Origin of the sequence: Micromonospora sp. NBC_01412 (assembly GCF_045040215.1) — a bacterium.
Lineage (GTDB): Bacteria > Actinomycetota > Actinomycetes > Mycobacteriales > Micromonosporaceae > Micromonospora > Micromonospora rubida.
Genome location: NZ_CP109528.1, coordinates 742,566 through 760,253, shown reverse-complemented (window position 1 = coordinate 760,253; position 17,688 = coordinate 742,566). Strand labels below are relative to the sequence as shown.

Here is a 17,688-nt window from a genome sequence, read left to right as displayed (position 1 = left end):
GGGGGCATTCAAGCCCGCCGGATTGGCGCTCAAGCTGTCCGTTTAGCTCATGAAGAAGACATGGATTCCGTCTAGTCTAGAAATCCGGTCGACACTCCATGTTGGACGAGTTCCGGGCCCGATGACTTGGTCTGGTGTAGATGCTGCTCCATGAGTGCGCGCAAGGCCTACCCCAGTGACCTGTCCGATGCCCGCTGGGCGCTGCTCGAGCCGACCCTGACCGCCTGGCGACAGGCCCGGCTTGACCGGCGACCCACCGGCCAGCCAGCCACAGTGGAATTGCGGGAGGTCTTCAACGCGATCCTGTACGTCAACCGGACCGGTATCGCCTGGAAGTACCTTCCCCACGACTTTCCGTCGCACAGCACGGTGTACGCCTACTATGCGGCCTGGCGCGACGAGGGAATCCTCGCGCAGATCGGATACGAACTGGCCGGACTTGCGCGAGTGAAAGAAGGCCGTAAACCCGAACCGACCGCCGCCGTGCTCGACACCCAGAGCGTGAAGACGTCCACTAACGTGCCCGTGACCAGCCAGGGAGTAGACGCCGGCAAGAAGATCGTGGGTCGCAAACGCGGAATCATCACAGACGCGCTCGGCATCATCCTCGCCGTGGTCGTCACCGCCGCGAGCCTCTCCGACAACACCATCGGAATAGGCCTGCTCGACCAGGCCAAGAAGGCTCACCCGACGATCACCAAAGCGTGGGTGGACACCGGCTTCAAAAACGCCGTGATCGAACACGGCGCCGCCCTCGGAATCGACGTGGAAGTCGTCTCCCGAAACGCCGAGAAACGCGGCTTTCACATCGTCAAACGCCGCTGGGTAGTCGAGAGAAGCCTGGGCTGGCTGATGCTGCACCGCCGCCTGGCGCGCGACTACGAGGCCCTTCCCGCCAGCTCCGAAGCCATGATCCACTTGGCCTCGATCGACAACCTCACCAAGCGCATAACGGGCGAGGCCACACCAACCTGGCGAGGAACGTACTAGCCTCACAAGCCACAAAAGGCGTAAATCAAACGCCCTCTCATAGGGACGCACCTCCCCGCACGGTGCGCCGGGGCATGTTCTGGGAAGGGCATGGGGGACCGGCGGTAGGGTGCCACTGGCGCCCCTCGCCGGTGGTTGACCGTCGTGCGAGATGCCCGCGCTTTCGCACGTCCCGGTAAGGGGTGATCGTGACTACGAAGCCGACCGTCGCCGCGCTGGCGGTCGTACCGACCGCCTCGGGCCAGGTGGTGTTCGTGCGCCAGCAGCGTGGCCCATACGCGGGGTGGCTGCTGTTGCCGGGAAGGCAAGGTGGAGTTCGGGGAGTCGGCGCACGACGCAGCTCGCCGGGAGACGGTGGAAGAGTCCGGCTTCGAGGTGGGCGAGCTGAGCCGACTGGGGTGTACGAGATCCGCGCCGAGGACGGCTCCTACCACTTCGTGATGTTCGCGTTCCGCGCCGGCAACGCAACGCGGGTGACCGCTGGCGGGCATCACGTAGACGGCGTGTTGCAGGCTCCGGTGGATGAGGTGCAGCCGCATCCGACGGTGATGCAGATCCTCAACGACGCCGTGTCAACGCTTCGGCAATCTGAACCCTGCAAGAGTCGGCGAATTTTGACCCATGGTCTGTGGTCAGTCGCGGCTGGCGCGGTTCTCTTTGGCGAGGAGTTCGCGGCGTTGGCGGGTGCGGTAGGAGTCGCCGGTGAGGGCGAGGACTTCGGCGTGGTGGACGAGGCGGTCGATCATCGCGGCGGCCACGACGTCGTCGGAGAACGTCTCGCCCCAGCGGCCGAAGGGCAGGTTCGAGGTGACCATGACCGAGCCGACCTCGTAGCGTGAGGCGATCAGCTGAAAGAACAGGTTCGCGGCGTCCTGGTCGAACGGGATGTATCCGACTTCATCGATGATGATCAGCCGGTAGCGGCGGATCTTCTTCAGTTCGGCTTCCAAACGGTTCTGTTGATGAGCGGCGCCGATGCGGGCGATCCAGTTGCTGGCGGTGTCGAACAGCACCGAGTAGCCGGCCTGGCAGGCCTTGACGCCGAGCCCGATCGCCAGGTGTGTCTTACCGAGCCCGGGTGGGCCCAGCAGGATCACGTTCTCCGCCTTGGCAACGAACGTGCTGGTGGCCAGGTGCGCCAAGACATCACGGCGCAGCGACGGCAGGTGGTCGAGGTTGAAGTCTTCCAGGGTCTTGACCTGCGGGAAGTGCGCGGTGCGGACCCGCATCGTGGTGCCTTTGGACTCCCGGTCGGCGACCTGACGCTGCAGCAGGGCGGCCAGGTACTCCTCGTGGGACCAGTTCTGGTCACGTGCCTGCTCGGCGAGTTCCTCCCAGACCGCGCCGATGGTGGGTGTCTTCAATACTCTGGTCAGGTAGGAGATCATCGACGGCATCCCGTCCTTGGGTGTGCTGGCCCGCGATGTCGTGGTGGTGGTGCTCACTGGTGGCTCGCTTTCGTCGTGGGGTTGGTGAAGTCGACGCCGAACAGGGCGTCGTAGTCCGGTAGTGCCCGTAGCGCGACGGTGTGGCCGTCGGTGTGGTGGCGCACGGCTGCCTGCCGGCGGTGGTGCTCTTCGGTGAAGGCTTGGCGCAGGCGGTGCGCGGTGGCCTTGTGGACCGGGTCGGTGACGAGGCCGTGTTTGGCCCAGGACCGGTCGTGGTGGGCGATGATCTGGCCGTCGCAGAACACCGTCACGGTGTTCAGTGAGGCGTTCACGTCGACGAGGCGGCCGATCGAGCGCGGGTCGACGGAGTAGTCGACGGTGTCGACGCGGACGTAGTAGTCACGCCCGAGCCGGATGCGGTTGGTCAGGCCGGTCGGGGGTTGCACCGGCGGCAGCGGGATCATCGACAGGTAGTCGGTGGCCAGCAGGTCGACCGGGCGGCCCTGGATCGAACGGACGGTACGGGCGTTGGCACGGACCAGCCAGTCGTCCAACTGGATGTTGAAATCGGCCGGTGAGGTGAACAGCCGGCCGGGGCATGAACGAGGTCTCCAGGAACCCGTTGGCGCGTTCGACCATGCCTTTGAACTCCGGATCGCGGCGGGGAGCCAGTCGGATCCGCGTGGCCAGGGTGCCGGCGAACGCCGCCGCTGGCGCCGAGACCCGTCCGGTCCCACCGATCGCGGACTCCCGGTCCCACACCAGGGTTTTCGGCACCCGCCGCAGCTGCGAGATCAGCTGCCACATCCCGGACAGGATGTCGCCGGCCTGCCGGGACGGGATCATCACGGCGGTCATGAACCGGGAGAACCCCAGGGTGATGACCAGCACCGGTAGCATCGTGCGTGACTGGCCCGCCGCGACCGGGATCGCGGTGTCGGGAAACCACAGGTCGCACTGGGCAATCTCGCCCGGCTCGTAGACCGTCCGGTCGACCGGGTCCACACCGACGTACTCCGGCCGGATGACCGCCAGCCGTTTACGTAACGGCGGCATCGAGTAAGGCCACTTGATCCGCTCGGCGATCACCGGTCCGGGCATCCGCGGCCACTCGGTCAGCAACGCCCTGATCCGCGGCTCGTAGGCGTCCACGATCAAGCCTCGTGGCTCACGTTCGTACTTCGGCGGCCGGTCGCTGGACAACGCGGCCCGCACCGTGTTGCGGGCTACTCCCAGCCGCCGAGCGATCTCCCTGATGGGCACGCCCTCCGCACGATGCAAACGGCGTATCTCCGCCCAGTCCTCCACTTTCAGCACCTTCCTCACATACAGCAGGATGGGTCAGTTTTCGGAGACTCCTGGCGGGTCAGTCTTCAGGAAGCGGCGACACGCCGGCGTTGCCAGCTACCCGGTTCGGGACATTGAGGAGGGCCTGCGCCGGGACGGGATTCTGATGCAGGGGCATCTGGCGGCAGCGACGGGCGCCCTGGCTTGAGGAATTCACTGGCCGGCTCCGGCCTGGAAGTGGTGACGCCGCGTTGGCGGCGCAGGCGGTCCGCCCAATCGACGAGGTGGACGCTGATGCCGATGCTCGTCACGCGCCCGGTCGCGCCGGGCTCGGGCGGCGAGTAGCGCGCCGGAGTAGCCGGTGCCGGTGCCGATTTCCAGCACGTGGTCGCCTTCGCGCACGTTCAGGGCGGTCGAGTCGCGGTGAATGACCTCGGCCGTGGAGCGATGAAGGGTTTCGCCGCGATCGGCGTTGTTAACGTAGAACTGCTCGGTGACGCTGGCGGGCAACGGGTCGGTAGCGGTCACAGGACTCTTTCCGCGGAGGACCGATGAAGCGTGGGCGGTCTCGTGAGGGATTGAGTCGCCGCGGCGGTCGACCTTCGTCAGCTCGGCGCGTTTCGCGGCCTGGTGCGCGGCGTGGAACGCCTCGATGTCGTCGAGCCAGAACCACTCGCGGCCGTCGTGCCGGAAGCCTTCGGGGAAGCCGAACCGGGCGCGGTGGCGATGCCAGTGGTTGACCGTGGAGTACGCCGCACCGGTGTGCGCGGCGACTCCGGCCCGGTCGAGGGCGATCCGTCCGCCGATCATGCGTCGTGCCACGGCCCCATCCTCCGCCCCGGCGGCCCGGCGGCCCGGCCCCGGGGCGTGTCGGGGGCGGCCCGACGTCGGTGCCGGGGCTGACGGATGTGGTTCCCGGACGGCCGGTTTCCGCCCGGTGTGGTTTCGCGTGAGCGTGGGTGTGGGTCCGGCCGAGGCGACAACTCGTAAAGGGACAGTGCACCCCTGTCGACCCCTATTCATGAGTAAGATTCTCCTTTGCGGAGCGTTATCCTCTGACGACGTCGCCGACCTCCGACGGCAAAGTCGTCTGACGGAGAGGATCGCCATGTCATTGCCCACCATCCCCCCGGCGCTGAGCGTGGTGATGCCGACGTATCAGGACCCGCAGTGCCTCGCGCTGACCCTCAGGGCGCTGACCCGACAGACGCCCCCGCCGGAACGCTTCGAGGTGATCGTGGTCCGGGACGGTGGCTCGTCCGACGGGTACGCCGAGGCTCTCGCCGAGGGTGCCGGGCTCCGCCTGCGCGTGCTGGAACTCGTCCAGCGCAAGGGTCGCTCGGTCGCCCGCAACGAGGGGGCACGCCGTGCCGCCGCACCCCTGCTGGTCTTCCTCGACGCCGACTCGTGGGCGGTGCCCGACCTGCTGGAGCGGCACCTGGCCTGGCACAGCATGCCCGGCAATGCGGCGGTGCTGATCGGCCGGCGGGACGAGATCGGCCTGGCGGACCTGCCCGCCGTGCTGGCCGGGGAGTCACGTGCGATCGCGCGCGCCTTCCCGCACGGCGGCGACCTGCGGTTCGGCACGGGGCTTCCGGACGACGGCGGCGACTGGCTCCGGGCCGGCTGGGTCATCGCCTACACGCACAACATCTCGCTGTCCAGCGCGCACTTCGCGCAGGTCGGTGGCTACCGCGAGGCGTTCGGCCTGAGCTACGGGGTGGAGGACGTCGAGCTGTCTTACCACGTCGACCGCAGCCTGCCCGACGGCGTCAACTTCGGCTACGACGACGATGCCCGGGTCGTCCTGCCGCACCACAAGAAATCACCCGCAACTGGATGGAGATGAAGGCCAACTTCCAGCAGGCCGCCCGGCTCTACCCCTGCCTCGAATGGGAGTTCCTGACCGCGGTCATGGGGTACGAGGCGATCCGGCGGATCCTGCACTACCGGGCGCTCATCGACGAGTGCGTCGAGCGGTCGGCCTGCGCCATCGGTCCCGCCGCCGCGCGCCTCGCCGGCCAGTTGCGGGGGCACCGCACGCTCTGGATCGGCACCGGCCGCGCCGAGTCGGGGTTGCCCGCCTCGGCGTTGAGCTTCGACTACGCCGCGCCCATCGGGCGGACCAACTTCCACCTGCTCGGCGTCACCCCACCCATGCCGCCGGGCAGCCTGGACGCGGTGATCAGTGTGGACTTCTGGCGGTACCTGCTGTGGCCGGAACTCTGCCAGTTCATCTCCGCCTCGCTGCTGCTGGCCGGCGAGGTCCACCTGGTCGCCACCGCCGACTCGACGCCGGGGATGTGCGCCGCCGACCCGCAGACGCTCGACTACCTGCGCCAGGCGCAGGCCGCCGCCTGCACGGCCGAGCTGCGCGTGGTCGAGGGGCTCGGCCACGTACTGACCCTGCGGGCCCTCCAGCCCGCGGCCGGCGCCGCGCGCCGGGTACCCGCTCATACCGCCGCCAAGGCGCGACCCACGGCACTGGCGCCGGGGTGCACCGCGACGCGGGGATAGCAGATCGACGGTGTGGCCAAGCCCGACAGCGCTGTCGGGTCTGTCCCACCACGCCCGGATCCACCCGCAAGAGACGGAAAGGCGAGTATCATGCGCGTACTGCTGTCGACTCTCGGGACGCGTGGCGACGTCCAACCACTGGTGGCGCTCGCGTCGCGGTTGAGGGGCCTCGGCCTTCAGGTCCGCCTCTGCGCCCCGCCCGACTTCGCCCGTTGGGTGACCACCTTCAGGATTCCCTTCATACCCATCGGCCCGCCCTGGCGCAGGTCGGCGGAGCCCAGGTCGCGGGCCGCCGTACCCAAACTCTCGCCCGCCCAGGTCCGCCAGCTGGCCGAGTCCTCCATCGGCATCCAGTTCGAGGTGCTGTCGGCCGCCGCCCGGGACTGTGACGTCCTCGTCGCGTCGACCGGCCTCCAGATCGCCGCCCGCACCGTGGCGGAGAAGCGCGGCATCCCGTACGTCTTCGCGGCGCTCTGCCCGGCGGCCCTGCCCTCACCGCACCACCCCCCGCTGCCGCTGCCGGTGCTCGGGGAGGCGCCGGCGCCCGCGTCGGCCGACAACCGCGACCTGTGGGCCGCCAACCTGCGGCACGTCAACGACACCTTCGCCGCGCCGCTCAACGCGCTGCGGTCGGCGGTGAAGCTGGACACTGTAGATGACGTCACCGACCACATCCACACCGACCAGCCGTGGCTGGCCACCGACCCGACCCTGGCACCCTGGCCGGACGCCGCCGATCCGACCGTCTACCAGCCGGGCGCCTGGCTCCTGCCGGATGAGCGGGCCCTGCCCGCCGAGTTGACGACCTTCCTGGAGGCCGGCGGGCCGTGCGTCTACGTCGGATTCGGCAGTGTCGCCGCGCCCCCGGGCCTGCTGGAGACGGCCGTGCAGGCCGTGCGCGCGGTCGGCTGCCGGCTGGTCGTCTCGCGAGGCTGGGCACCGCTCTCGTCGCGAGACCGGACACCCGACTGCCTGGTGGTCGGCGAGGTGAACCAGCAGTCGCTGTTCAAAGAGGTGGCCGTGGTGGTCCACCATGGCGGCTCGGGCACCACGACCACGGCCGCGCGGGCGGGGACGCCGCAGGTTGTCATACCGCAGATGTACGACCAGCACTACTTCGCGCGCCGGGTGTCCACGCTCGGCATCGGCACCATGCATCCCGGCTCGGTGCCGACCGTCGAGTCGCTGACCGAGGCTCTCGGCGCCGCGCTGCGGCCGGAGGTGGCCGCCAGGGCCCGCGAGTTCGCCGGCGTCATACGCACCGACGCGGCGCAGGTCGCCGCGGAGCGGTTGACCGTGGCTCTGGGGGCCTGAGCGGGGCGGCCCGTCCCGCCGGTCGTACGCCGGCGGGGCGGGCGGCCCGGCCCCTCCGGGTTCCTTGCTGCCGGTGCTGTCGGGGCGGGCAGGGCAGGACTCGCCGTAGGATCGGCGGCACGCCCTGGCTCGGGTAGAAGCGGCCGTGTGTCCGCAGCGGGCCCGGAGTGGGCGAGGTGACCGGTCGGGGTTGCACGCACCCTCAGGTGTGCCCGCCGGCCACCGATTTGCCCGGTTACACGTGCGGGCGCAGCAGCCGCCACGCTACCTGCGCCATTCGATCGATACGCAGCGCGGCCAGTTACGCGCGGGTGGCGGGTTTGAGCGCGTCGTACACGGTCAGGATCGCGGCGGCGGTGGTCGCGTCTACCACCACCCCGTCGATCTTGCGGAAGTTGCCGCGCTTCGCCTCGCGCAGCAGCTTGATGACGCGGGGGTCGCCTGCGGTCGCGTCGTCGGACAGTGCGGCGATCTCGGCCAGCCCTTCGCAATCGGGGCGACTGACGAGGCGCGGGTCCTCGGTGATGCGGTTCAGCGGCCCCGCACACCGGTCCGATACGGCGGCGGGCCTTCGCGTGAGTGAGGGCGGGCCACCCGTGCCGTTCTGTGTCGGTCATGGTGCCTCCCTCGCTTGGTCGGGCCAGATGCCGAGCGGGTGGCGGGCGTGGATGGCATTGAGCAGGATGGAGAGGTCGGACATGCCGGTCAAGATCGTGGGGTTGGCGGCGACTGCGTCATAGTCGAGCAGCGCGGCCACCATGGCTTGACACAAGGGGGCGGCGTCGTCGGAACCTGTCAAGTCAACTGAGACAGCTTCTTGATTTTGTTTAGCTTTGTGCTGCTGGTTGGCTGGTCATGGCCGGGATGGTGGCCTGTTCGGGGTCGTGGTTGTCGGGTTTGTTGATCCATGCCCGGTCTGGGAGGCGGGGCGGTTGAGGGCGGCGGCGCCCGAACCGCTTCGGGTGCGCGGCCCAGGCGGCGTCGAGGGTCCGTTGCCGCTGTTCACGGATCTGTCCGGCGGTGCCGTGGTGGACCGAGGCCGGGGTGTGCAAGCCGATCCCGGAGTGCCGGTGTTCGTGGTTGTAGTACGTGTAGAACGCCTCGCAGTGCTGCCGGGCGTGCTGGATCGACCCGAACCGGTCCGGGAAGCTCGGGTCGTACTTCAACGTCTTGAAGCTGGCCTCGATGTACGGGTTGTCATTCGATGTCTTGGGTCGGCTGTGGCTACGGCCGATCTTCAGATCGGTCTGCAGCTGGGTGACGGTCTTACAGGTCATCGCCGCGCCGCGGTCGGCGTGCACGGTCAACTGGTCCGGGTCGACGCGTTCACGGGCGGCAGCGTCGGCGATCAAAGCCTCGGCGAGTTGTCCGTCCTCGTGTGCGGCGACCAGGTGCCCGACGATGTAGCGGGACCAGATGTCGATGACCGTGTAGAGGTGGAACCAGGCGCCTCGGTCCGGGCCGCGCAGTTTCGTGATGTCCCAGGACCAGACCTGGTTCGCCGCGTCGGCGACGAGTTCGGGTTTGGTGCGGGCCGGATGCGTGGCCTGGGTACGGCGTTCGCCGCTCTGCCCGGCGGCCCGCAGGATCCGGTACATGGTGGACTCCGAGCACCACCAGCGGCCCTCGTCGAGTTCGCGGGCCCATACCTGCGCCGGCGCCAGGTCGGCGTAGTCGGGCCGGTTCAGCAGCTGCAGAACCTGCTCGCGTTCCGCCTCCGACAGCGTCGACGGCGGTGGCTTGCGCGGTGCCCGCGGCCTGGAGACCAGCGGTGGTGTGCGGTGCCGGTAGAGCGTTGCGCGGGAGACGCCGGTCAGCCGGCACGCCCCGGCGATGCCCCACGCCGGGGTCAGCGCCTGCTGTGCCTCGACGAGGACGGGTTCGGCATCGGCGCGGAATCCGCGCTCTCGGAGAGTAGTTCCAAGAGCGCGTGCGCTTTTCCCATGATCTGCAACGCGGTTTCGGTCTTGGCCAGCTTGGCCTGCAATCGGGCATTCTCGCGCTGAAGACGGGCAAGTTCGGCGTTCTCGGCCTTCTTCGCTGCCCGTGCGGCCGATTGCCGCCGGTCCGTCAAGCCAGCCGAGGCTCCGGCGTCTCGGACCTTGCGCCAGTCGAGAATGTGTGACCCGTACAGCCGTTCCCGGCGCAGAATCGCCCCGCGAGCCGCCGCGTCCGGGGCCGCGTCGTACTCGTCCAGGATCCGCGCCTTGAACTCCGCGGTGAATGTCCGCCGCTGGGGCCGGGCGTCCGGATCCAGACTCTCGTGGGGCTTCGACGTCATGCTGATGATCTCTCCTCAGGGCCGCCCAGGAACAGTATCCCCTGGTAGGCAGGCTGTCTCACATCAGCGTGACATGGAGGGGTGCTCGGCTGTTCGCCGAAGAGGGCGACCTCGCGGAAGGTGGGCAAGAGCCCGGTTGGCAGGCGGCGTTGACCACCGCGAGACGGCCGAAGCTTTTCCTCCTGGCCTGTTACGCGGTGTCAGGGCCGGCGTTCAAGTCGCAGCGGTGGACCAGAGGGTAGTGTCTAGATCACGTCCCCGGATTTCAGCGACACCGTCGTGAGGGGCGTGGACCGCCCGGATCCGGCCGGCGAGAGCCGCATCCGCCGCCTCCCGGGCAATCCGCGCCTCGGCGGCCGAGCGCCAGTAGTAGTAGTAGCTCGATCGGGACACCCCGATGACCTCGCACAACCGCTTCACGCCGTAGCGCTGCTGGTGGTCGGCGACGAACTGGAAGCGGTTCACCAGCGCGTCTCCCCGGCGAAATACCGGGCCGCCTTCCGCAGAATGTCCCGTTCCTCCTCCAGCTCCCGGACCCTGCGCCGCAACGCGGCGTTCTCGTCCTCCACCGAGCCGGCCGCCGCCGATGCCGCCGGCCCGACCGCTGCCTCCCGACGCTGATCATCGGCGCGGACCCAACTGCGCAACGTCTCCCGATTGACCCCAAGATCGTCAGCGACCTGCGCGATCGTCGCCCCAGGCCGAGACCGATACAACGCGACCGCATCGGCCTTGAACTCGGCGGGGTAGCGCTTCATCACCATCTGTCAGGGACTCCTGATCTCCCCGGACCATCACGATCCAAGGCTCAAGTGTCCAGGACCAGGGGGCAACTCCCCGCGCGCTCTGCCCGCCTACTTTGGCAGACAACGGCCAACAGTCAGGTTGTCTTTGAGGATGCGCAGCGTCCGACGGGACAGCGTGGCTTCTTCCACGTTCATCCGACTCGGCCCAGGATTGAGCTTGCTCAGCCGTCGGTGCCCGGCCGCAGGGCACCGACGACCTTTCACCGCACGGCGACGTTTCACCGTACGGGTTTGAAGCCACGCAGTCGCAGGCTGTTGGAGACGACGAACGCGGATGAGAACGCCATCGCGGCGCCGGCGATCATGGGGTTGAGTAGTCCGGTGGCGGCGAGGGGTAGGGCGGCGATGTTGTAGGCGAAGGCCCAGAACAGGTTGCCCTTGATGATGCGAAGCGTGCGGCGGGACAGTCGGATCGCGTCGACAGCGGCCGTCAGGTCTCCGCGGACGAGGGTCAGGTCGGAGGCTTCGATCGCGACGTCGGTGCCGGTGCCCATGGCCAGGCCGAGGTCGGCCTGGGCGAGGGCGGCGGCGTCGTTGACGCCGTCGCCGACCATCGCGACGACCTTGCCGTCGCGCTGGAGTCGTTTGACGACGTCGACCTTGTCTGCCGGCAGGACCTCGGCGATGACCTGGTCGATGCCGACCTCTTCGGCGACCGCGTTGGCCACGGTGGTGTTGTCGCCGGTTAGCAAGACCGGGGTCAGCCCGAGGTCGCGTAGTGCCGCGATGGCCTGTCGGCTGGTTGGTTTCACCGTGTCGGCGACAACAAATACTCCCCGAACCTGGCTGGCCCACCCGGCCAGGACCGCGGTCCGTCGCTTTGCCTCGGCGTCCGCGAGTGCCTGCCGCAGTTCCTCGGGTAGGTGCAGGTCGTGTTCGCGTAGCAGCTGTTCGCGTCCGACGACGATGTGCTGGCCGTCGATGGTGCCGGTGACGCCGAGCCCCTCGACGTTGGCGAATCCGGCCACCGCCGGTAGCGGGCCGACGCGCTCGGTGGCGCCGGTGGCGATGGCCTGTGCGATCGGGTGCTCGGAGGCGGCTTCCAACGCGCCCGCCAGCCGCAGCATCTCGTCGGCGTCTTCGCCGTCGGCGGTGATGACATCAACGAGGGTCATCTGGCCGGTGGTGACGGTGCCGGTCTTGTCCAGCACGATGGTGTCGACCCGGCGGGTGGATTCGAGCACCTCGGGTCCCTTGATCAGGATGCCGAGTTGGGCGCCGCGGCCGGTGCCGACCAGCAGCGCGGTGGGGGTGGCCAGGCCGAGGGCGCAGGGGCAAGCGATGATCAGTACGGCTACCGTCGCGGTGAACGCCGCGCTGACGCTGTCGCCGGTGCCGAGCCAGAAGCCGAGGGTGGCCACGGCCAGGGCGATGACGATCGGTACGAAGATGCCGGAGATTCGGTCGGCGAGGCGCTGCACGGCTGCTTTGCCGGTCTGTGCCTGCTCGACCAGCTTCGCCATCTGCGCCAGCTGAGTGTCCGATCCGACCCGGGTCGCCCGGACGATCAGCCGACCGCCCGCGTTGACGGTCGCGCCGACCACGTCGGTTCCGGGGCCGACCTCGATTGGCACGGATTCGCCGGTGAGCATGCTGGCGTCAACGGCGGAGGAGCCCTCTTCGATGATGCCGTCGGTGGCGATCTTCTCGCCGGGTCGGACGACGAACCGGTCCCCGGTCGCGAGTTGGTCGACGGGGATGCGCACCTCGAGGTCGTCGCGCAGCACGGCGACATCCCTGGCGCCGAGTTCGAGCAGGGCGCGCAGCGCGGCGCCGGCACGGCGCTTGGAGCGGGCCTCGAAGTAACGCCCGGCGAGAATGAACAGCGTGGCGCCAGCCGCGGCTTCCAGGTAGATGTTTCCGGCGCCGTCGGTGCGGGCGATGCCGAAACTGAACGGGTGGGTCATGCCGGGTTCGCCGGCGGTGCCGAGGAACAGCGCCCACAGTGACCACCCGAGACCGGCGATGGTGCCGAGGGAGATGAGAGTGTCCATGGTCGTGGCGCCGTGGCGCAGGTTGACCCAGGCGGCCTTGTGAAAGGGCAGCCCGCCGTAGACGACGACGGGAGCGGCCAGGGTGAGGGAGAGCCACTGCCAGTAGGTGAACTGCAGCGCGGGCACCATCGCCAGGACGATCACTGGCACGGTCAGCACCAGCGACACCCACAGCCGGGTGCGTAGCGGGCTCAGTTCGTCAATCGGTTCGCTCTCCCGATGTCCATCGTTCCCGTGCGGCTTTGGCGGTGGTGGCAGGGCGGCGCTGTAGCCAGTCTTCTCTACCGTCGCGATCAGCTCGTCCGCGCTCACGGCGGGGTCGTCGATGGTGACGGTCGCCTTTTCGGTGGCGTAGTTGACCGTGGCGGTCACTCCGTCGAGGCGGTTGAGTTTCTTCTCGATCCGGGAGGCGCAGGATGCGCAGGTCATGCCGCCGATCGCCAGCTCGATCTGGGTCGGGGCCGTACGTAGGGGCCGGGCGGCGGATGTCATTTGTGCTGCGCTCCTTGATCGGATCCGGACGTTTTAGTTGTGGGTGTGGTCAGTGTCGTGTTCACCCGATGGGCTAGGTGTCGGCTCGACTTTCTCTGACGGGTCGACGCGGGGGACGTTGCCGGCGAGGGCGGTGAATTCGGCGGTGCGGACGGTGCCGGCGTGTTGGAAGTCCAGGAACAGACGGTAGGCGCCGGCCGACGGCACCTGCGCGTAGAAGGTGATGCCCGGCCCGGCCTTGGTACGGCCGTCGCCCGGGGCCCCGTCGGGGTGCACGTGCAGGTAGGCCAGGTCACCGTCGCGCAGCGCGACCAGGTGGCCGTACGCCGCGAGGTAGGGCTGTAGATCGGTGACCGGCGCGCCGGCCTTGGTCACGGTGAGGGTGAGCTTCGACGCGCTTCCCGGGACGAGATCACCGGCCAGGGTGACGGTGTAGTCATCGACAATGGCAGTGCGCGAGGGGGTGGGCAACGGCTTCGGCTCATACGCACCCGCGGCCGGCAGGTCGACACCGAGGGTCAGCGGCTCGGTCCGGGCAGCGGGTTGGAAATCGGCGAAGATCCGATACTGCCCGGCGCTCGAGACTGCCAGAGGCACCGACCAGGTGCCGTCGGCGGCGAGCTGGGGGTGCAGGTGCTGAAAACCGGACAGGTCGCGGCGCACCACGATCAGGTGCAGGTCCTTGTCATGGGTCGGGGTGTAGGCGGTGACCGGACGTCCGTCCGGGCCGGTGACCCGGAAGCGGAAGTCTGCTGCGGTCCCGGTGTTCAGGCTGGTGGTGATCGGGGTGAGCAGGTAGCCGTCCTCGGCTATCTGCAGCCCGCCCGGAATCTCGTCGGCGCCGGCTGCGACGGGGGTCTCTTGGCTGTCGGTGCCGTGTTCGCCGCTGTCGTGGCCGGCCGGGCTGGGTCGAGCAACGGGACCGAGCGCCCCGCCGGCGCCCAGGGCAGCGGTGAAGATCACCGCCAGTCCCAGGGCGTAACTACCGACCTTGATTGATGTCTTCATGACCGTCGTCCCTTTCTCATTCTGATGCGTCAGCTGACGAGGGTGTAGCCGGCCTCGTCGACTGCCGCGCGGACCGCGGTCTCGTCGAGAGGTCCGTCGCTGGTGACCGTGACGGCGCCGCTGGTCAGGTCGACAAGCACCTCGGTTACCCCGGCGAGTTGACTGACCTCGGCCTGCACGGAGTTGACGCAGTGGCTGCACGTCATGCCGGAGACGGTGTAGATGGTTTGCATGGGGCTCCCCTTTGGGTTCGTCCGGGCGCATCGCCAGGCGGCGGAACAGCGGGCTGCGGGTGGCCCGCCAACGTCACGATACCCCTACCCCCTAGGGGTATCAAGGTGATCGGAAGCACGCAGGCAGCGAGCCGACGTCAAGCGCCAATGGTGTCGTCGCCCCGGTACAGGTCCACGAGTTGGCGCGTGGCTTCCTTTCGCAGGCCTGAAGCATCGTCGCTGGGTCGGTAGGCAGGCGCCTGAGCAGCCCACCAGGCAAGGCGCCACTGGCACGCCAGCGAAGACGCGAGGCCAAGACACCGGGTAGCCGAGCGAACCCACACAGGAGCGCCGACGTCTTCCGCCGGAAGGGTCGATCCGGCAGGGTAGATACGGAGCGACGGTCGCCCTGACGAACCGAGTCCAGGACGACCGTCACATCCACTCACGGAGTTGAGCTGGGCGAACGCTCACTCCTACCGGTGCGCGGGCTGCGCCACCGGCTCGCCAACCGTGTCTCCTGCCCCAGCCGTCGGGCGGGCGGAGCGGAGGGTGACCGCGGCGAGCACTGCGCCCACCGCAGCGATCCCGCCAACGCCGAGGAACGCGGCGGAGAATCCGTCGGTCAGCGCCGTTAGGTCGCCGAGTTGGTCCGCGCCGAACGACGCGGCCACCGCAGTCATCGCAGCCAAACCGAGGGCGGATCCCACCTGATAACTGGTGTTGACAATCCCGGCCGCTAGTCCACCCTCTTCCGGACGGGCGGTGGACAGTGCCGTGCCGAGGGAAGGAATAAAGGCCAGAGACATGCCCAACGCCGCGAGTAGGGAGGCGGGCAGGACGTCGACCCAGAAGCTGCCGTCAGGGCGGATCAGGGAGAGCCAACCCATGCCGGCGGCGAGGACGGCGAGTCCGGTGACCACCATGGCCTTCGGGCCGAACCGGCCGATCGCCCTCGGGGCGAGAACGATCATCCCGATCATGATGAGAATGGTCATCGGGAGCAGGGCGGCGCCGCTGGGGAAGGCGCTGTAGCCGAGAACCTGCTGCAGGTAGAGGTTGAGGAAGAACCACATCGGGATCCACGCCCCACCCAGTAGTAGCTGCGCCAGGTTCGCCGCACCGAGGTTCGGAGTACGCAGGATCGACAGCCGCATCAGCGGCTGACGGCGGTTTGCCTGGATAGCCACGAACAGCCCGAGCAGTGCCACCGCACCAGCGAGCACGAGCCACGTCTGGGACGCAGCCCAGCCGACCTGCGGTGCCCGTACGATCGCGTACACCGCTGCTCCCACGCCCGCAGTGACCGTGGCCGCACCGACGACGTCGACCGAGCCGCGCCCGCTCGGACTACCGCCGGGCATGAGCGCCGCAGTCGCCGCCAAGGCCAGGACCGCGATCGGGATGTTGATGTAGAACACCCATGGCCAGCTGACATATTCGGTGATGAGTCCGCCGAGGAACACCCCGGCAGTGCCGCCGGCCGGTGCGGCCGCACCATACAGCGCCAGTGCTTTGGTCAGCTCTTTCGGGGTGGCGCCGAACAGCATCATCAGCAGGGTCAGCGCCGACGGGGCGATCAGCGCGGCACCAACGCCCTGTATCGCGCGGCCGGCCAGCTCGACACCCACCGTGCCGGCCGCGCCGGCCACCACGGACCCGCCCAGCAGGACCGCCCAGCCGGTAGCGAACATCCGCCGTGCGCCGAACAGGTCCGACAGCCGTCCGCCGAGGAGCAGTAGACCACCGAAGGTGACCACGTAGGCGTTGAACACCCACGACAGGTTCTCCTGGGAGAACCCGAGATCCTCCTGGATGCGGGGCAGGGCCACCCCGATGATCGAGGTGTCCATGATGACCATGAACTGGGCGGCGGCGATGAGCGCCAACGCCCACCAGCGCCGAGATGACGAAGCCATGACAAGTCCAAATCCGGCCCGCGACAGATCATGCCGGGGCCTTGTAACGGTTACCGCACTAGTCAGGGGGTGGTGATCCTGTAGCCGGCGTCGGTGACGGCGGCGCGAATCTGGTTCTCGTCGGCATTGCCCGCGACCGTGATCCGCCCGGCCGACAGATCCACCCGTACGTCGGTGACGCCCGCGACCGCCCGCACAGCGGTGTCGACCTTGGTGGCGCACGGCTGGCAGGACATCCCGGCGACGGAGAACTGGCGGCTCTCGCTCGCAGCCGAGGCGGTCTGGGCGGAACCGGTTTCACAGCTGGCGCACATGACATACCTCCAATACCGGTACCCGGTGTGGGTATCCGTTGGAGCAAGACCGTAGCATACCCCCCGGGGGTTCCCTGTAGTTGATGTATGACCACACCCACCCCCGCCCCGGTCCGCGGCTACACCGCCAGCAAGGACCAGCTCTCCGCCCGGCTGCGACGCGTCGAAGGGCAAGTACGCGGCATCGAGAAGATGGTCGAGGACGACCGCTACTGCATCGACGTCCTCACCCAGATCTCCGCCATCCAGGCCGCCCTCGACAAGGTCGCACTCGGCCTGCTCGACGGCCACGCCCGACACTGCATGCACGAAGGCGCCGCCGAAGGACGCGCCGACGAGATGGCCACCCAGATGATGGCCGCCGTCGGCCGACTCATGAAACGCGGCTAACCCCGCAACCCAGGGCTCAGGCAAGGTGGCGATATGCCCGTCGTGAGTGTTTCGGGGCGGACGCTCCTGATCATGGTGGTATAGGCCGGGCGCGGCCTTTCGGTGATCATCCAGGTGTCGAAGCCGAAAGATCATCCGAGGACCGCGCCCGTTGGGAACATCATCGCTGATCGGTGTGCTGGCCGTGCACGCGGATCATGTTGGAGTGTCGCTGCCTGCCTTGTGCCGGCCGAGTCAGGTCGAGGCGTTAACGGCCGTGCCGGCGGCGGGACCCGCGGGGCGTGGTGCGTGCATCCCCTCGCGGGAGTCCTGGCTGCCGCGGTGGCGGCGGTGCTGGCCGGTGCCAGGTCGGCGGCGGCGGTCGCCGAGTGGGCGAACGACGCCCCGCAGCAGGTCCTCGCCGGGCTCGGCGCATGGCGGGACCCGTTCACCGGGCTGTACCGGGCGCAGGACGGGTCCACTTTCCGCAGGATCCTGGCCGGTGTCGATGCCGACGCCTTGGACGACACGGTCGGCCGGTGGATCCTCGCCTCCCGGCCGGAGATGACCACTGGCCGGCGGGTGTACAGCGTGGACGGCAAGACGAACGAGCTGACCTGCTTCGAGCCGCTGCCGGACCCCTCGACCTGACCGCGGTGGTCGTCACTACCGACGCGTTACACACCCAGCGCGAGCACGCCCGCTGGCTGACCGAGGACAAGAAGGCCGGTTACCTCTTCATGAAGTTCCCCTCGGGGCCGGACACCCTGAGCCCAGGCAGTGGTCTGGGGCAAGGA

The 17,688-nt window shown here is 68.6% G+C and carries 19 protein-coding genes and 2 pseudogenes; 7 read left to right on the top strand and 14 right to left on the bottom strand.

Features of this window, described 5'->3' with window-relative positions:
* Positions 1–150: 150 nt before the first annotated feature.
* Positions 151–990, top strand: coding sequence for an IS5 family transposase (locus tag OG617_RS03185; RefSeq protein WP_405098505.1), 840 nt, complete (start codon positions 151–153; stop codon positions 988–990).
* A 267-nt stretch (positions 991–1,257) separates the two neighbouring features.
* Complete coding sequence (locus OG617_RS03180) at positions 1,258–1,431, top strand: NUDIX hydrolase (protein ID WP_405098503.1); 174 nt, start codon at positions 1,258–1,260, stop codon at positions 1,429–1,431.
* A 191-nt stretch (positions 1,432–1,622) separates the two neighbouring features.
* On the opposite strand, the gene istB is transcribed toward OG617_RS03180, so the two are convergent.
* The 3 genes and pseudogenes from istB to OG617_RS03165 form a co-directional block, all read right to left on the bottom strand.
* Positions 1,623–2,387 carry an IS21-like element helper ATPase IstB gene (istB, locus tag OG617_RS03175; RefSeq protein WP_405104086.1) on the bottom strand — a complete coding sequence of 255 codons (765 nt, stop codon included), beginning with the start codon at positions 2,385–2,387 and terminating at the stop codon, positions 1,623–1,625.
* An 80-nt stretch (positions 2,388–2,467) separates the two neighbouring features.
* A pseudogene (gene istA / locus OG617_RS03170) lies at positions 2,468–3,695 on the bottom strand (IS21 family transposase); the annotation flags it as partial.
* A 183-nt stretch (positions 3,696–3,878) separates the two neighbouring features.
* Positions 3,879–4,475, bottom strand: coding sequence for a hypothetical protein (locus OG617_RS03165; RefSeq protein ID WP_405104085.1), 597 nt, complete (start codon positions 4,473–4,475; stop codon positions 3,879–3,881).
* Positions 4,476–4,773: 298 nt separating this feature from the next.
* Here OG617_RS03165 and OG617_RS03160 point away from each other — a divergent pair, with 298 nt between their 5' ends.
* The 3 genes from OG617_RS03160 (at position 4,774) to OG617_RS03150 (ending at position 7,496) form a co-directional block, all read left to right on the top strand.
* On the top strand, positions 4,774–5,514 hold the full coding sequence (locus OG617_RS03160) for a glycosyltransferase family 2 protein (protein ID WP_405098501.1): 741 nt from the start codon (positions 4,774–4,776) through the stop codon (positions 5,512–5,514).
* Positions 5,505–6,182: a hypothetical protein gene (locus OG617_RS03155; protein WP_405098499.1), complete on the top strand. Its 678-nt coding sequence runs from the start codon at positions 5,505–5,507 to the stop codon at positions 6,180–6,182. Before OG617_RS03160 ends, OG617_RS03155 begins: the two co-directional genes overlap by 10 nt.
* A 90-nt stretch (positions 6,183–6,272) precedes the next feature.
* Positions 6,273–7,496, top strand: a complete 1,224-nt coding sequence (locus OG617_RS03150; protein ID WP_405098497.1) for a glycosyltransferase — start codon at positions 6,273–6,275, stop codon at positions 7,494–7,496.
* A gap of 235 nt (positions 7,497–7,731) precedes the next feature.
* On the opposite strand, the pseudogene OG617_RS03145 reads toward OG617_RS03150, so the two are convergent.
* From OG617_RS03145 to OG617_RS03095, 11 genes and pseudogenes are all read right to left on the bottom strand, one after another.
* Positions 7,732–8,113, bottom strand: a pseudogene (locus OG617_RS03145) (hypothetical protein).
* Positions 8,110–8,256: an LD-carboxypeptidase gene (locus OG617_RS03140; RefSeq protein ID WP_405098495.1), complete on the bottom strand. Its 147-nt coding sequence runs from the start codon at positions 8,254–8,256 to the stop codon at positions 8,110–8,112. The pseudogene OG617_RS03145 and the gene OG617_RS03140 overlap by 4 nt, the downstream one beginning before the upstream one ends.
* A gap of 67 nt (positions 8,257–8,323) precedes the next feature.
* The gene (locus tag OG617_RS03135; RefSeq protein ID WP_405104084.1) at positions 8,324–9,331 is read right to left on the bottom strand and encodes an IS3 family transposase; all 1,008 of its coding nucleotides are present in this window, start codon (positions 9,329–9,331) and stop codon (positions 8,324–8,326) included.
* A gap of 14 nt (positions 9,332–9,345) precedes the next feature.
* Positions 9,346–9,777, bottom strand: a complete 432-nt coding sequence (locus OG617_RS03130; RefSeq protein WP_405098493.1) for a hypothetical protein — start codon at positions 9,775–9,777, stop codon at positions 9,346–9,348.
* A 213-nt stretch (positions 9,778–9,990) separates the two neighbouring features.
* On the bottom strand, positions 9,991–10,242 hold the full coding sequence (locus tag OG617_RS03125; protein ID WP_405098491.1) for a hypothetical protein: 252 nt from the start codon (positions 10,240–10,242) through the stop codon (positions 9,991–9,993).
* Positions 10,239–10,541: a transposase gene (locus OG617_RS03120; protein ID WP_405098489.1), complete on the bottom strand. Its 303-nt coding sequence runs from the start codon at positions 10,539–10,541 to the stop codon at positions 10,239–10,241. The genes OG617_RS03125 and OG617_RS03120 overlap by 4 nt, the downstream gene beginning before the upstream one ends.
* Positions 10,542–10,801: 260 nt before the next feature.
* Positions 10,802–13,069 (bottom strand): heavy metal translocating P-type ATPase, encoded by a 2,268-nt coding sequence (locus OG617_RS03115; protein WP_405098487.1) that lies wholly within the window; start codon positions 13,067–13,069, stop codon positions 10,802–10,804.
* Positions 13,070–13,102: 33 nt separating this feature from the next.
* On the bottom strand, positions 13,103–14,077 hold the full coding sequence (locus tag OG617_RS03110; RefSeq protein ID WP_405098485.1) for a hypothetical protein: 975 nt from the start codon (positions 14,075–14,077) through the stop codon (positions 13,103–13,105).
* A 29-nt stretch (positions 14,078–14,106) separates the two neighbouring features.
* Positions 14,107–14,310, bottom strand: coding sequence for a heavy-metal-associated domain-containing protein (locus OG617_RS03105; RefSeq protein ID WP_405098483.1), 204 nt, complete (start codon positions 14,308–14,310; stop codon positions 14,107–14,109).
* Positions 14,311–14,765: 455 nt separating this feature from the next.
* Positions 14,766–16,208 (bottom strand): MFS transporter, encoded by a 1,443-nt coding sequence (locus OG617_RS03100; protein WP_405098481.1) that lies wholly within the window; start codon positions 16,206–16,208, stop codon positions 14,766–14,768.
* A 62-nt stretch (positions 16,209–16,270) separates the two neighbouring features.
* On the bottom strand, positions 16,271–16,522 hold the full coding sequence (locus OG617_RS03095) for a heavy-metal-associated domain-containing protein (RefSeq protein ID WP_405098479.1): 252 nt from the start codon (positions 16,520–16,522) through the stop codon (positions 16,271–16,273).
* A gap of 87 nt (positions 16,523–16,609) precedes the next feature.
* On the opposite strand from OG617_RS03095, the gene OG617_RS03090 reads away from it, so the two are divergent.
* On the top strand, positions 16,610–16,912 hold the full coding sequence (locus OG617_RS03090; protein WP_405098477.1) for a metal-sensitive transcriptional regulator: 303 nt from the start codon (positions 16,610–16,612) through the stop codon (positions 16,910–16,912).
* A 288-nt stretch (positions 16,913–17,200) separates the two neighbouring features.
* Positions 17,201–17,542, top strand: a complete 342-nt coding sequence (locus OG617_RS03085) for a transposase family protein (protein ID WP_405098475.1) — start codon at positions 17,201–17,203, stop codon at positions 17,540–17,542.
* The last annotated feature ends 146 nt before the right edge of the window (positions 17,543–17,688 follow it).

What these genes read in the sequence shown, in the direction of transcription:
- OG617_RS03155 (WP_405098499.1), top strand. Translation starts at nt 5,505, where the DNA reads ATGGAGATGAAGGCCAACTTCCAGCAGGCCGCCCGGCTCTACCCCTGC.
- OG617_RS03090 (WP_405098477.1), top strand. Translation starts at nt 16,610, where the DNA reads ATGACCACACCCACCCCCGCCCCGGTCCGCGGCTACACCGCCAGCAAG.
- OG617_RS03160 (WP_405098501.1), top strand. Translation starts at nt 4,774, where the DNA reads ATGTCATTGCCCACCATCCCCCCGGCGCTGAGCGTGGTGATGCCGACG.
- OG617_RS03120 (WP_405098489.1), bottom strand. Translation starts at nt 10,541, where the DNA reads ATGGTGATGAAGCGCTACCCCGCCGAGTTCAAGGCCGATGCGGTCGCG.
- OG617_RS03150 (WP_405098497.1), top strand. Translation starts at nt 6,273, where the DNA reads ATGCGCGTACTGCTGTCGACTCTCGGGACGCGTGGCGACGTCCAACCA.
- OG617_RS03095 (WP_405098479.1), bottom strand. Translation starts at nt 16,522, where the DNA reads ATGTGCGCCAGCTGTGAAACCGGTTCCGCCCAGACCGCCTCGGCTGCG.
- OG617_RS03105 (WP_405098483.1), bottom strand. Translation starts at nt 14,310, where the DNA reads ATGCAAACCATCTACACCGTCTCCGGCATGACGTGCAGCCACTGCGTC.
- OG617_RS03100 (WP_405098481.1), bottom strand. Translation starts at nt 16,208, where the DNA reads ATGGCTTCGTCATCTCGGCGCTGGTGGGCGTTGGCGCTCATCGCCGCC.
- OG617_RS03140 (WP_405098495.1), bottom strand. Translation starts at nt 8,256, where the DNA reads ATGGTGGCCGCGCTGCTCGACTATGACGCAGTCGCCGCCAACCCCACG.
- istB (WP_405104086.1), bottom strand. Translation starts at nt 2,387, where the DNA reads ATGCCGTCGATGATCTCCTACCTGACCAGAGTATTGAAGACACCCACC.
- OG617_RS03115 (WP_405098487.1), bottom strand. Translation starts at nt 13,069, where the DNA reads ATGACATCCGCCGCCCGGCCCCTACGTACGGCCCCGACCCAGATCGAG.
- OG617_RS03110 (WP_405098485.1), bottom strand. Translation starts at nt 14,077, where the DNA reads ATGAAGACATCAATCAAGGTCGGTAGTTACGCCCTGGGACTGGCGGTG.
- OG617_RS03165 (WP_405104085.1), bottom strand. Translation starts at nt 4,475, where the DNA reads ATGATCGGCGGACGGATCGCCCTCGACCGGGCCGGAGTCGCCGCGCAC.
- OG617_RS03185 (WP_405098505.1), top strand. Translation starts at nt 151, where the DNA reads ATGAGTGCGCGCAAGGCCTACCCCAGTGACCTGTCCGATGCCCGCTGG.
- OG617_RS03130 (WP_405098493.1), bottom strand. Translation starts at nt 9,777, where the DNA reads ATGACGTCGAAGCCCCACGAGAGTCTGGATCCGGACGCCCGGCCCCAG.